This is a genomic window from Geobacillus thermocatenulatus (assembly GCF_002217655.1).
GTDB classification, from domain to species: domain Bacteria; phylum Bacillota; class Bacilli; order Bacillales; family Anoxybacillaceae; genus Geobacillus; species Geobacillus thermocatenulatus.
The window spans coordinates 1,781,866-1,795,887 of the sequence record NZ_NEWK01000002.1 but is presented as its reverse complement, the minus strand read 5'-3'; the positions used below and the strand labels follow the sequence as shown (position 1 = coordinate 1,795,887).

At 53.0% G+C, this 14,022-nt stretch carries 12 protein-coding genes and 2 tRNA genes; all 14 read left to right on the top strand.

What is annotated here, in order from left to right; all coding sequences use genetic code 11:
- Positions 1-15 precede the first annotated feature (15 nt).
- Positions 16-387, top strand: coding sequence for an FtsB family cell division protein (locus B9L19_RS18210; protein ID WP_047752435.1), 372 nt, complete (start codon positions 16-18; stop codon positions 385-387).
- Positions 388-505: 118 nt separating this feature from the next.
- On the top strand, positions 506-904 hold the full coding sequence (locus B9L19_RS18205; protein ID WP_025950917.1) for a S1 domain-containing RNA-binding protein: 399 nt from the start codon (positions 506-508) through the stop codon (positions 902-904).
- 173 nt (positions 905-1,077) lie between these two features.
- Positions 1,078-1,154, top strand: a tRNA-Met gene (locus B9L19_RS18200).
- Positions 1,155-1,166: 12 nt separating this feature from the next.
- A tRNA-Glu gene (locus tag B9L19_RS18195) sits at positions 1,167-1,238 on the top strand.
- A gap of 197 nt (positions 1,239-1,435) precedes the next feature.
- Positions 1,436-3,916, top strand: a complete 2,481-nt coding sequence (gene spoIIE / locus B9L19_RS18190; RefSeq protein ID WP_047752434.1) for a stage II sporulation protein E — start codon at positions 1,436-1,438, stop codon at positions 3,914-3,916.
- A gap of 65 nt (positions 3,917-3,981) precedes the next feature.
- The gene (locus tag B9L19_RS18185; protein WP_025950919.1) at positions 3,982-4,722 is read left to right on the top strand and encodes a vWA domain-containing protein; all 741 of its coding nucleotides are present in this window, start codon (positions 3,982-3,984) and stop codon (positions 4,720-4,722) included.
- Positions 4,685-5,659: a serine/threonine protein kinase gene (locus B9L19_RS18180; RefSeq protein ID WP_025950920.1), complete on the top strand. Its 975-nt coding sequence runs from the start codon at positions 4,685-4,687 to the stop codon at positions 5,657-5,659. The genes B9L19_RS18185 and B9L19_RS18180 overlap by 38 nt, the downstream gene beginning before the upstream one ends.
- 67 nt (positions 5,660-5,726) lie before the next feature.
- Positions 5,727-7,121 (top strand): tRNA lysidine(34) synthetase TilS, encoded by a 1,395-nt coding sequence (tilS, locus tag B9L19_RS18175; RefSeq protein WP_047752433.1) that lies wholly within the window; start codon positions 5,727-5,729, stop codon positions 7,119-7,121.
- Positions 7,122-7,132: 11 nt separating this feature from the next.
- A complete protein-coding gene (gene hpt, locus B9L19_RS18170) occupies positions 7,133-7,678 on the top strand; it encodes a hypoxanthine phosphoribosyltransferase (RefSeq protein ID WP_012820458.1) in 546 nt (181 codons plus the stop codon).
- 94 nt (positions 7,679-7,772) lie between these two features.
- On the top strand, positions 7,773-9,671 hold the full coding sequence (ftsH, locus tag B9L19_RS18165; protein ID WP_012820459.1) for an ATP-dependent zinc metalloprotease FtsH: 1,899 nt from the start codon (positions 7,773-7,775) through the stop codon (positions 9,669-9,671).
- Between the two features lie 126 nt (positions 9,672-9,797).
- A complete protein-coding gene (locus B9L19_RS18160) occupies positions 9,798-10,574 on the top strand; it encodes a type III pantothenate kinase (RefSeq protein WP_011229578.1) in 777 nt (258 codons plus the stop codon).
- 8 nt (positions 10,575-10,582) lie between these two features.
- Positions 10,583-11,473, top strand: a complete 891-nt coding sequence (hslO, locus tag B9L19_RS18155) for an Hsp33 family molecular chaperone HslO (protein ID WP_081804151.1) — start codon at positions 10,583-10,585, stop codon at positions 11,471-11,473.
- Between the two features lie 86 nt (positions 11,474-11,559).
- A complete protein-coding gene (cysK, locus tag B9L19_RS18150) occupies positions 11,560-12,486 on the top strand; it encodes a cysteine synthase A (RefSeq protein WP_025950923.1) in 927 nt (308 codons plus the stop codon).
- 114 nt (positions 12,487-12,600) lie between these two features.
- On the top strand, positions 12,601-14,022 hold the full coding sequence (gene pabB, locus B9L19_RS18145) for an aminodeoxychorismate synthase component I (protein ID WP_025950924.1): 1,422 nt from the start codon (positions 12,601-12,603) through the stop codon (positions 14,020-14,022).

The following is a 14,022-nucleotide window of genomic DNA, read 5'->3' as shown; positions in this document are numbered from 1 at the left end:
AGAGGTGTAAACGCGATGAACGTGCCCCGGAGAACGAATGTGACGAAGCTGTCGTCGACGTACATAGCTGAGCATGAAGAGAAAAAGCAGAAGGCGGCGAGAAGACGGCGGGCTGTCGCTGTCCGTTTGGTTGTCTGGTCGTTGTTGTTTGCGATGTTCGCCTCCGCTCTTGTCTACACCTTGCACTCGCAAGCGAAGGCGATCGATGCCAAAACGGCGGAACAGCAAAAGCTGAAAGAGCAGCTTGTGGAGCTTGAACGGAAGGAAAAGCAACTGAAAGAGGAAATAAAAAAGTTGCATGATGATGACTATATCGCCGAGCTGGCGCGGAAAAAATATTACTTATCGAAAGATGGAGAAATTATTTTCGTCTTGCCGGAAAAATAATTTTGCCTGCGAATGCCCGTTTTCTATGGGCATTCGTCATATTGACACGCATTTTTTTCATTCGCTATAATAAAAAAAACACCATCTTTAAAGCGTTTTAAGGAGGAGCACTTTTTTTATGTCGATTGAAGTAGGCAGCAAGTTACAAGGCAAGGTCACGGGCATTACGAAATTTGGGGCGTTTGTGGAGCTGCCGGAGGGGGTCACAGGACTCGTTCATATTAGCGAGGTAGCCGATAACTATGTCAAAGACATCCACGATCATCTGAAAGTCGGCGATATGGTGTATGTCAAAGTCATCAACGTCGGTCAAGATGGAAAAATCGGCCTGTCCATTCGCAAAGCAAAAGACACGCCTTCTTCGCAGCGGCCGCGCCATCGGACAAACGACCGCTCCGCGGCGGACAGCTTAGAACAAAAAATCAGCCGATTTTTAAAAGAGAGTGAAGACCGATTGGCATCGCTGCGCCGTCATACGGAGTCGAAGCGGGGAGGTCGTGGAGCGAGACGAGGGTAACTTGCTGCTGAAAGATTGTTTGAAGGATGACAAATGAGAAAACAAGCATCCGTCGCGATGGATGCTTTTTTGTTTCTGTATGGAATAAGAGGATATATTTCCCCTCTGCATTTTCCGCCTATATGTATTGACAATCGTCATCTCCTCCGTTATGATATAAACTGTTGTCACACGGCGGTGTAGCTCAGCTGGCTAGAGCGTACGGTTCATACCCGTGAGGTCGGGGGTTCGATCCCCTCCACCGCCACCAACAATCAAACATGGCCCGTTGGTCAAGTGGTTAAGACACCGCCCTTTCACGGCGGTAACACGGGTTCGAATCCCGTACGGGTCATCGCAAACGAGCATGCGCCATCAAGCGACGTGCTCGTTTTTCTTTTTTGTCTCTTTCTGTCGGAACAAGCCCGTTGACCGCGTTTTGCCGTGGAAAACGTCGAACGATTTTTGATTTTTCTCTGTGGTTTTGACAAATTTCTGACAATTCGAGCGATATAATAGGGGGTAATAGAAAGGTAAAGGAGAGGATCGGGAATGGAAAGAGTAGAAAGAGGGACGGTGCGCCGCAGCATTTCGGAAGTGCCGATTCATGACACGCAAGCAACGGTGTCGCGCTGGATGCGCCATGTGAAGCTGCGCCTTGGTCATCTGTTCATCCATCAAGGCTTTTTGCTTCTTCTTGTCGGCTTTTTGCTTGGACGAGCATTGATTTTATCGAAGCTGACCCCGTTCGCTTTGCCATTTTTCGTTTCGGTCTATATGCTGCGCCGCGATAAGGCCGCTTTTGCGTTGATCTCGCTGTTGGCCGGTGCTTTGACGCTGTCGCTTGATGTGGCGCTGTTTGTCGGCGTTTCCATTTTTGGCTTTCTCTTTATTTACGGATGGGTGCGGAGGGTGATCAGTGAGTCACTGAAAATCGTTCCATTGGTTGTGTTTGTGCTGTCTCTTTCCGCCAAATGGCTGATCTCCTATTATTGGCTCGGAGAGCGATCGGTCTACGGCGCCGCCATGGCGGTCGTCGAAGCCGGGCTGTCGCTTGTATTGACCTTGATTTTTATGCAAAGCATCCCGTTGTTGACCGTGCAGAAGCATAAACATGCGTTGCGAGCGGAAGAGATCATTTCGTTGATCATTTTGCTCGCCTCGATGTTGACCGGGATGATCGGCTGGGCTGTGTACGGTTTGTCGCTTGAGCATGTGATGTCGCGCTACCTCGTTTTGTTGTTCGCGTTTGTCGCCGGGGCGGCGACCGGCTCCACCGTCGGCGTTGTCACCGGGCTTGTACTGAGTTTGGCAAATGTCGGCAACTTGTCGGAAATGAGTTTGCTTGCTTTCGCCGGGCTGCTTGGCGGGTTGCTGAGGGAAGGGAAAAAACTTGGGGTGGCGTTCGGCCTCCTCGTCGCGACGCTGTTGCTTGGTTTATACGGCGAAGGGAAGAGTGAGCTTGTGCCGACGCTGCTTGAATCCAGCATCGCTATGATGCTGTTTTTTGGTACATCCCGTTCACTGACGGAGAAAATCGCCAAATACATTCCCGGCACGGCAGAATATATCCATGAGCAACAACAATACGTCCGGAAAATCCGCGATATGACGGTGCAACGCGTCTCGCAGTTTTCCAACGTCTTTCAGGCGCTGGCGGAAAGCTTTTCGCCCGAACCGCTTCCGGATGCCAATGAATACAGCGACCGTGAAGTCGACTATTTTTTGAGCGACATCACGGAAAAAACGTGCCAAACGTGCTTTAAGAAGACGCAATGCTGGGCGGACAACTTTCGTACCACCTATGCGTACATGAAGCAAATGATGGGCGAGGCGGACGAAAAAACATTGTCGCAAAACCATCAGTTGCTGCGCGAGTGGGAGCGGTATTGCGTCAAGGCCGGCAAAGTCGTCGACGCGATTGAAAAAGAGATGGTCGCTTATCAAGCAAACCGCAAGCTCAAACGGCAAATCCACGAAAGCCGGAAGCTTGTCGCTGAACAGCTGTTGGGCGTTTCCCAAGTGATGGACGATTTCGCCAAAGAAATGCAGAAAGAACAGGAAAACCATTATTTGCAGGAAGAACAAATTTACCGTGCGCTGCAAGAGTTTGGCATCGAAGTGGGCCATGTCGACATTTACAGTTTGGAAAAAGGAAATATCGATATTGAAATGAGCATTCCTTACTGCGAAGGGCGGGGTGAGTGCGAAAAACTGATCGCGCCGATGCTGTCAGATATTTTAGGAGAGACGATCGTTGTCAAGCGCGAAGAATGCGCCGCCTACCCGAACGGCTACTGCCGCGTCGCCTTCGGCTCCACGAAAGCGTTCGTCGTCGAAACGGGCGTCGCGTTTGCCGCCAAAGGAGGGGGGTTCATTTCTGGCGACAGTTATGCAACGATTGAACTTGCTACCGGCAAGTACGCCGTTGCCATCAGCGATGGCATGGGCAATGGGGAGCGGGCGCATGACGAAAGCCGCGAGACGCTGCGCCTGTTGCAAAAGATTTTGCAGACGGGAATGGACGAGTCGATTGCCATCAAATCGATCAATTCGATTTTGGCATTGCGGACGACAGAAGACATGTATGCGACACTGGATTTGGCCATCATCGACTTGCAAAACGCGGCGACGAAGTTTTTGAAAATCGGATCGACGCCAAGCTTTATTAAGCGCGGTGACAAGGTGATGAAAGTGGAAGCGAGCAACTTGCCGATGGGCATCATTAAAGAAGTCGAATTTGACGTTGTCACCGAGCAGCTGAAATCGGGCGACTTGCTCATTATGATGAGCGATGGTGTGTTTGAAGGGCCGATGAACGTTGAAAACCATGATGTTTGGATGAAGCGGAAAATTCAAGAATTAAAGACGAACGACCCGCAGGAAGTCGCCGATTTGATCATGGAAGAAGTGATCCGCCAATGCGGCGGCGAGATTGAAGACGATATGACCGTCGTTGTCGCCAAAGTTCGGCACAATACGCCGAAATGGGCGACGATTCCGGCATACATGTATATGAAAAAGGCGCAATAGCTAGCGTATAAAAACGTTCCCCTGCGGCGATGATGATAATACATTCGCCAAGGAGGGGAACGAACGTGCGAAAGGGAACGTTGCGGCAAATTTTGCTCATTACCGATGGCTGCTCCAACCATGGTGAGGATCCAGCCGCCATGGCGGCGCTAGCCCGTGAGCAAGGCATTACGGTGAACGTGATCGGCATCTTGGACCGAGGTGCGATGGATGAAAACGGACGGCGGGAAATTGAAGCGATCGCCGCGGCTGGCGGCGGGATGAGCCAAGTCGTGTACGCAAAACAGCTGTCGCAAACGGTGCAAATGGTGACGCGCCAAGCGATGACTCAGACGTTGCAAGGGCTCGTCAATCGAGAGTTGAAACAAATCTTTGGTTCTGACGTTTCGCTTGAGGACTTGCCGCCGGACAAGCGCGGCCAAGTGATGGAAGTCGTCGATGAACTTGGGGAAACGGTGGCCCTTGATGTGCTCATTTTGATCGATACGAGCGGGAGCATGAAAACAAAATTGCCAACCGTCAAAGAGGCGCTCCTCGATTTATCGCTCAGCTTAAATGCGCGCATGGGCGAAAACCGCTTTTCGGTGTTCATCTTCCCGGGAAAACGGGCGCACGCCGAAAAAATGATCGACTGGACGCCAAGGATTGAAGAGTTGTCCACCATCTTTCCGAAATTGGCGTCGGGCGGGCTGACGCCGACCGGACCAGCGTTGCGTGAGGCAATCGCCTATTTTGAGCGTAAACGGTCGTTAAGGAGCTGGATCGGCGATGGCGATGAGCCATACATCGAAGAATCGTCTTTGTAATTTGCCGCCTGGTACGGTCATCACTGGGAAATGGCACGGCCGTTCCTACCGGCTGCTGCGGCGGCTTGGCAACGGAGCGAACGGCGTCGTCTATTTGGCGGAGAACGGCCGGACTCGCGTCGCCGTCAAGTTGAGCGATGACTATGCGTCATTGGCATCGGAAATGAATATATTGCGCCGTTTTGCTAAGGTCCAGGGAGCCGCCCTCGGGCCTTCTTTGCTGGAAGCCGATGACTGGCAAAGCCCGTTTGCGCGGGAGACGATCCCGTTTTATGTGATGGAGTATATTGAAGGGGAGAATTTCGCTGCTTTCATCCGCCGCCGTGGAAAAGAATGGGCGCCCGTGCTCGTAATGCAACTGTTGTCGGTGCTTGATCGGCTTCATCAAGAAGGATGGGTATTTGGGGATTTAAAGCCGGACAATTTGATCGTTACCGGGTCGCCGCCGTCGGTTCGGTTGCTTGATGTGGGCGGGGCGACGCTGCAAGGAAGGGCGGTAAAAGAGTTTACTGAGCTGTATGACCGCGGCTATTGGGGGCTTGGATCGCGCAAAGCGGAGCCATCTTACGACTTGTTTGCGGCGGCGATGGTGATGATTTCTTCTTGCTGCCCGGGGCCGATTGAGAAAAAGGGTGACGGTCGGGCGCAGCTGTTGTCCATCATCGAAACGGACCGCTTTTTAACCCGATACAAGGAGGTGCTTCAAAAGGCGCTTGACGGCCGATATCGAAAGGCGGCCGATATGCGTCGCGACTTATTGGCCGCCTCTTCCTGCCATACATCGGCGGAAAACGAAAGAAAGGCAGTGCCAAGCCGTCGGTCGGGGCGGCAGGTGAAACGGCGCCGCCAAGCGAGAGGGATTGTCGAAACGGTGGTCATCGCCGCTGCATTGCTGGGCGCCTATGCCTTTTATATATATTGGCAGCTGGCGATGTAATTGTTTTGAGAAAACAGGGCGGACGTGTTACGATGAAGCTGAAAGAAATGCAAAGAGGTTGGCTTGGATGATCGACAAAGTGCGCGCCTTTATCCACAGGCATCAACTGCTTTCAGAAGGAGCGGCCGTCATCGTTGGCGTCTCGGGAGGCCCGGATTCGCTTGCGTTGCTGCACGTTTTTTTGTCGCTGCGCGACGAATGGAAGCTTCAGGTCATAGCGGCCCATGTTGACCATATGTTTCGTGGGCGGGAGTCAGAAGAAGAGATGGAGTTTGTGAAACGTTTTTGCGTGGAGCGCCGTATTTTATGTGAGACTGCGCAAATCGACGTCCCGTCCTTTCAGCGCAGCGCAGGTCTCGGCGCCCAAGAGGCGGCGCGGATCTGCCGCTACCGCTTTTTTGCCGAACTGATGGAAAAGCATCAAGCGGGGTACGTCGCCGTAGGCCATCATGGCGACGATCAAGTCGAGACGATTTTAATGCGGCTTGTGCGCGGCAGCACAAGCAAAGGATACGCTGGTATCCCCGTCAAACGGCCGTTTCACGTCGGCTATCTCATCCGTCCGTTTTTGGCTGTCAGCCGGGCGGAGATTGAAGCGTATTGCCGGCAGATGGGGCTGTCTCCACGCCGCGATCCGAGCAATGAAAAAGACGATTATACGCGCAACCGGTTCCGCCATCATATTGTCCCGTTGCTGCGGCAGGAAAATCCGCGCTTGCACGAGCGGTTTCAGCAATACAGCGAAATGATGGCGGAAGATGAGCAATTTTTGGAGGAATTAGCCGCGGACGCGCTGAATAAAGTAATGGAAAAACAACATCGCGATGCGGCGCTTTCCATCGGACCTTTTTTGGCGCTGCCGCGACCGCTGCAGCGCCGGGTGCTGCAGCTGTTGCTTCTCCGTCTTTATGGCGGCATTCCGCCGACATTGACTTCCGTACATATCGGCCATATACTGATGCTTTGTGAGCGCGGCCGCCCTTCCGGAATGATCGATTTACCAAAAGGGCTCAAAGTGATTCGCTCGTACGACCGCTGTTTGTTTACGTTTGACGCAGAAAGCGGCGAGAAAGGCTATTGGTTTGAACTGCCGGTTCCGGCGCTATTGCCCCTCCCAAATGGCTATGCAATCATCAGTGAATTTGGGGAACACTATCCAAGAAAGCAGGCCGGGAATGATTGGTTCGTCGTGGATCCTGCTTCCGTCTCCTTGCCGCTTCGCGTGCGGACGCGTCGGCGCGGCGACCGGATGGTGCTCAAGGGGACGGGAGGCACGAAAAAATTGAAAGAAATTTTCATTGAAGCAAAAATTCCGCGGATGGAAAGGGATCGCTGGCCGATTGTCGAAGATGCCGACGGTCGCATCCTTTGGGTGCCTGGCTTGAAAAAATCGGCTTTGGAAGCGCAACACCGTGGGCAAGCTCGCTATATTTTGCTGCACTATCAGGCGATGAACAGCTAGGAGGAAAAAAGATGGGGATGAAAGACGATATTCAAAAAGTGTTGATCACAGAAGAGGAAATTCAGGCAAAAGTCAAAGAACTCGGCGGTTTGTTAACGAAAGAATATGAAGGCCGTTTTCCGCTCGCTGTCGGCGTCCTCAAAGGGGCGATGCCGTTTATGGCCGACTTGCTCAAACATATTGATACATATTTAGAAATGGATTTTATGGACGTATCAAGCTATGGCAATGCGACCGTTTCATCCGGCGAAGTGAAAATCGTCAAAGACTTGAACACCTCCGTCGAAGGACGGGATATTTTGATCATTGAGGATATTATTGACAGTGGGCTGACGCTCAGCTATTTGGTCGACTTGTTTCGCTACCGGAAGGCGAATTCGATCAAAATCGTCACGCTTCTTGACAAGCCGTCTGGACGGAAGGCGGACATTCAAGCCGATTACACCGGATTTACCGTCCCGGATGAATTCGTCGTCGGCTATGGGCTCGATTACGCGGAAAAATACCGCAACCTCCCGTTTATCGGCGTCTTAAAGCCGGAAGTGTACCAAAAGTAGAACGGTTGCTGGGCGACGGCCGAATTGTTTGTATTGAAACAAATTTCTATGATAGTATTGAGTATAGTGTGTTTCATATGGGAGGAGGCAAGAAATGAACCGGATTTTCCGCAATACCATCTTTTATTTGCTGATTTTCCTCGTCGTGATCGGCGTCGTCAGCTTTTTTAACGGCACGAACCAGCGAACGGAGCCGATGACGTACGATGCGTTCATCACTCATCTGGAAAACGGGGATGTCAAGTCGTTTTCCATTAAGCCGGAGCGCGGCGTATATGAAATCAAAGGCCAGTTGAAAACATATAGCGAAGGGCAGTACTTTTCCACCTACGTCATGAACAGTGACAAAGTGCTTGACCGCATCGATGCGGCAGCGGCGCGGACGCGGGTGGAAGTCGTGCCAGCGGACGAAACGAGCGGATGGGTGACGTTTTTCACTTCCATCATCCCGTTTGTGATTATTTTTATTTTGTTCTTCTTCCTTTTGAACCAGGCACAGGGCGGCGGCAGCCGGGTGATGAATTTCGGCAAAAGCCGGGCGCGGCTGTATACGGATGACAAGCGGAAAGTCCGCTTCCGCGATGTCGCTGGGGCAGATGAGGAAAAGGAAGAGTTGGTGGAAATCGTCGAGTTTTTAAAAGATCCGCGCAAGTTTGCGGAACTTGGCGCCCGCATTCCGAAAGGGGTATTGCTCGTTGGGCCGCCCGGAACCGGGAAAACGCTGTTGGCGCGCGCGGTTGCCGGAGAAGCGGGCGTGCCGTTTTTCTCGATCAGCGGGTCGGATTTCGTGGAAATGTTCGTCGGGGTCGGGGCATCGCGGGTGCGCGACTTGTTTGAGACGGCGAAAAAAAATGCCCCGTGCATCATCTTCATTGATGAGATCGACGCCGTCGGCCGCCAGCGCGGCGCCGGCCTTGGCGGCGGCCATGACGAGCGTGAGCAGACGCTCAACCAACTGCTTGTCGAAATGGACGGCTTTAACGGCAACGAAGGGATCATTATTATCGCGGCCACCAACCGGCCGGACATTTTAGACCCGGCGCTGTTGCGCCCGGGTCGCTTCGACCGGCAGATTACCGTCGACCGCCCGGACGTCAAAGGGCGCGAAGCGGTGTTGCGCGTGCATGCCCGCAACAAGCCGCTCGATGAATCGGTTGACTTGAAGACGATCGCGATGCGGACGCCTGGATTTTCCGGCGCCGACTTGGAAAACTTGCTGAATGAGGCGGCGCTCGTTGCAGCGCGCCGCAACAAAAAGAAAATTGATATGAGCGACATCGATGAGGCGACGGACCGGGTGATTGCCGGACCGGCGAAAAAAAGCCGCGTCATCTCGGAAAAAGAGCGGCGCATTGTGGCGTTCCATGAGGCGGGGCATACGGTCATCGGCATGGTGCTCGCCGATGCGGAAATGGTGCATAAAGTGACGATTGTGCCGCGCGGCCAAGCCGGAGGCTATGCGGTCATGCTGCCGAAAGAAGACCGCTACTTTATGACGAAAGCCGAACTGATGGATAAAATCACCGGACTGCTCGGCGGGCGCGTCGCCGAGGAAATCGTGTTCAATGAAGTGAGTACAGGGGCTCATAACGATTTTCAGCGGGCGACAAACATCGCGCGCCGGATGGTGACGGAGTTTGGCATGAGCGAAAAGCTTGGTCCGCTTCAATTCGGCCAACCGAGCGGGCAAGTGTTTTTAGGACGTGACTTGCACAACGAGCAAAACTACAGCGACAAAATCGCCTATGAAATTGACTTAGAGATTCAGCGCATCATTAAAGAGTGCTATGAAAAAGCGAAACAAATTTTGACCCAACATCGCGACAAATTGGATTTGATCGCCAACACGCTGTTAGAAGTCGAGACGCTCGATGCGGAGCAAATTAAACATTTGTTCGAACATGGCACGCTGCCCAAAGACCGGAACGGGCGCGAGGAGGCCGGCAAAAGCGACGGCGATGTGAAGATCAACATCCAAAAGAAAGAGGAGTAATCGATGTCTCTGTTCGGAGGCATCTTTTTTTTGCCGGCGGCCCAGGGAAAGAAGGACAGTTTTTTTCCCGTAAGTATGATATGATAAAGAATGGGAATTTATCGAGGAAAAGCGAGGAATGAAGCGATGATTTTTGTATTGGACGTCGGCAATACAAACACGGTGTTAGGGGTGTATGACGGGGACGAACTGAAACATCATTGGCGCATTGAAACAAGCCGCTCGAAAACGGAAGACGAATACGGCATGATGATCAAAGCGCTCTTGAACCATGTCGGCTTGCAGTTTTCCGACATTCGAGGCATCATCATTTCCTCGGTCGTGCCGCCGATTATGTTTGCTCTTGAACGCATGTGTCTAAAATATTTCCATATCAAACCGCTCATCGTCGGTCCGGGCATTAAAACCGGGCTCGACATCAAATATGACAATCCGCGTGAGGTGGGCGCCGACCGGATTGTCAACGCGGTTGCCGGCATCCATTTGTACGGCAGTCCGCTGATTATCGTCGATTTTGGCACGGCGACGACGTATTGTTATATTAATGAACATAAACAATATATGGGAGGGGCCATTGCCCCGGGAATTATGATCTCGACAGAGGCTCTGTTTGCGCGGGCGGCGAAATTGCCGCGCATTGAAATCGCCCGCCCGGATGATATCATCGGCAAAAATACGGTCAGCGCCATGCAAGCCGGTATTTTATACGGTTATGTCGGACAAGTGGAAGGCATCGTGTCGCGAATGAAGGCGAAAAGCAAAATCCCGCCGAAGGTGATTGCGACTGGCGGTTTGGCTCCGCTCATTGCCAGCGAATCGGACATCATCGATGTCGTGGATCCGTTTTTGACGCTGACGGGCTTAAAATTGTTGTACGAGAAAAACACCGAGAAAAAAGGATGAAAGGCTTGATGAAGATGGGAGACTACTTAGTCAAAGCACTCGCTTACAATGGACAAGTGAGAGCGTATGCCACAAGAACGACGGAAACGGTCGCCGAGGCGCAACGCCGCCACCAAACATGGCCGACCGCCTCAGCGGCCCTTGGTCGAGCGTTGACCGCCGGTGTTATGATGGGAGCGATGCTGAAAGGCGAGGAAACGTTGACGATTAAAATTGACGGCGGCGGCCCGATCGGCGTCATTTTGGTCGACAGCAACGCCAGAGGGGAAGTGCGTGGCTATGTAACGAATCCGCATGTGCATTTTGAGCTGAACGAGCACGGGAAACTTGATGTGGCACGGGCGGTCGGCAAAAATGGGATGTTGACGGTTGTGAAGGATCTTGGGCTGCGCGACTTTTTCACCGGACAAGTGCCGCTTATCTCCGGGGAGCTTGGCGATGATTTTACGTATTATTTTGCTTCGTCCGAACAAATTCCGTCATCGGTTGGCGTCGGGGTGCTCGTCAATCCCGACCATACCATCCGAGCCGCCGGAGGATTTATGATCCAGTTGATGCCCGGGACGGAGGAGAACACGATCACTCGCATTGAAGAGCGGCTGAAACAAATTCCGCCCGTGTCGCGCATGATCGAAAGAGGGCTCAGTCCGGAACAGCTGCTCGAACAACTGTTGGGAGATGGAGGCGTCCGTGTGCTCGAGACGATGCCGGTGTCATTCGTCTGCCGCTGTTCGCGCGAGCGGATCGCTGATGCCCTTATCAGCCTAGGACCTGAGGAAATCCAAGACATCATCGACAAAGAAGGGCAGGCGGAAGCTTCGTGCCATTTTTGCAATGAAACGTACCATTTCGACAAAGCGGAGCTGGAACAGTTGAAACAACTCGCAAAAAAAGAATGAAAACAGTAAAATGATTGACAATTACGCCAATAGTTGATACATTGGAGACAAAGTCGATAAAATTAATGGGGATTAGAGGTGGAACAATGGCACGCACAGTCAACTCGATAACCGAATTGATCGGCGATACGCCGGCCGTGAAACTGAACCGCATCGTTGATGAAGACAGCGCGGATGTGTATTTGAAACTGGAATTTATGAACCCGGGCAGCAGCGTCAAAGACCGGATTGCGTTGGCGATGATTGAAGCGGCGGAAAAAGCGGGCAAGCTGAAGCCGGGCGACACGATCGTTGAGCCGACAAGCGGCAACACTGGGATCGGATTGGCGATGGTCGCGGCGGCGAAAGGATATAAGGCTGTATTGGTCATGCCGGATACGATGAGCTTGGAGCGCCGCAACCTGCTGCGGGCGTATGGAGCCGAGCTTGTGCTCACACCGGGTGCACAAGGGATGCGCGGAGCAATTGCAAAGGCGGAAGAGCTCGTCCGCGAGCACGGCTACTTTATGCCGCAGCAATTTAAAAACGAGGCGAACCCGGAAATCCATCGCTTGACGACCGGGAAAGAGATCGTGGAGCAAATGGGCGACCAGCTTGATGCGTTTGTTGCCGGCGTTGGCACGGGCGGAACGATCACCGGAGCAGGCCAAGTGTTGCGCGAAGCTTACCCAAACATTAAAATTTACGCCGTTGAACCGGCCGATTCCCCAGTCTTGTCGGGAGGAAAACCGGGCCCGCACAAAATCCAAGGGATCGGCGCTGGCTTTGTTCCAGATATTTTGGATACGAGCATTTACGATGGGGTTATTACGGTAACGACGGAAGAAGCGTTTGCGGCCGCCCGCCGCGCGGCTCGCGAGGAAGGCATTCTCGGCGGCATTTCGTCCGGCGCTGCGATTCATGCGGCATTGAAAGTGGCGAAAGAGCTCGGCAAAGGGAAAAAAGTGCTCGCCATCATCCCGAGCAACGGCGAACGTTATTTGAGCACGCCTCTTTACCAATTTGAAGACTAAGCAGACTTTTTCGGCAGGGGCAACCCTGTCGAATTTTTTTACGAGGATGGTGACCCAGACGGACAATCATTGTACAATAAAAGTAACGATGGACATCGTAAGGAGCTGACGAGGATGGAACAGCGGCGCAGACGACTGAAACGAACTATCGATTATCGCGGACGGGATTGGTTCCGCCAGTACGAACAGCTGGCCTATAGCCGGCCTCATCATGTGTTGCTTGAGAGCGGCCAAGGGGGAAGGTACAGCATTATCGGCCTTGACCCGATCGGAGTGATCCGCGCTGAAGAGCGGCGGCTCATCATCAAGCAGCGCGGGGTTGAAACGGTGCTGGATGGCTCGCCGCTCGAAGGGCTCCGGCAATGGCTTCGGTGTTTCGCCGTGCCGGATGAGGGGGAGTCGTTGCCTTGCCAAGGCGGGCTGATCGGTTTCATTAGCTATGATGCGGTTCGCTATCTGGAACGGCTTCCGATGCTTGCCCAAGATGATTTGCGGCTGCCGCTCATGTATTTTTTCCTCTTTGACGACGTAGCGATTTATGATCACCAAACTGAACAGCTTCATTTGCTTGCCTACGCGAATGAAGGGGAGGAAAGCGAAGCAAACCGGCGGCTTGCGCGGCATGCACGGATGTGGCTTGAGGATCGGAATGAAGCGCTGGTCTGGCCGCTTGCTGCCTCGACAGCTGCGCCGTCTGTTTCAATGACAAAAGAGAGGTTTATGGATGCGGTTCGCCGCGTGCAACGCTATATTGCGGCGGGCGATGTGTTTCAAGTCAACTTATCGGTGCGTCAGTCGCAGCCGCTGGTGACGCATCCATTTGCCGTCTACAAGCAGTTGCGGGTGCTGAATCCGTCCCCTTACATGGCGTATTTGCATACCCCGGAATTTCAAGTCGTCAGCGGCTCGCCGGAGTTGCTCGTCCGCAAGCGGGGATGGCGTCTTGAGACGCGGCCGATTGCCGGCACACGTTCGCGCGGTCGGACGGCGGCAGAGGATGGACAAATTGCTCGCAAGTTGCTTGCGAGTGAAAAGGAGCGGGCCGAGCACGCCATGCTCGTTGATCTTGAACGGAATGACCTTGGGCGCGTCTGTGCATACGGGACGGTTCGAGTTGACGAATGGATGACCGTCGAAAAGTATTCTCATGTGATGCATATCGTTTCTCACGTATCCGGCACCATGACGACGGAGCACGATGCGTTTTCCGTCATTCGCGCCATGTTTCCCGGCGGGACGATCACCGGCGCTCCGAAAGTGCGAACAATGGAAATTATTGAAGAGTTGGAACCGGTCCGCCGCGGCTTGTACACGGGCTCGATCGGTTGGATCGATTTTCAAGGAAACATGGAGCTGAACATCGCCATTCGAACGATGGTCGTCAAAGACGGATTGGCGCATGTACAGGCAGGAGCGGGCATCGTCATCGATTCCAACCCAGAGCATGAGTACAAGGAATGTTTAAAGAAAGCGGCTGCCCTTTGGAAAGCAAAAGAGTTGAGCGAAGCAGAGGCATTATTTCCGAGCATGAGGTGA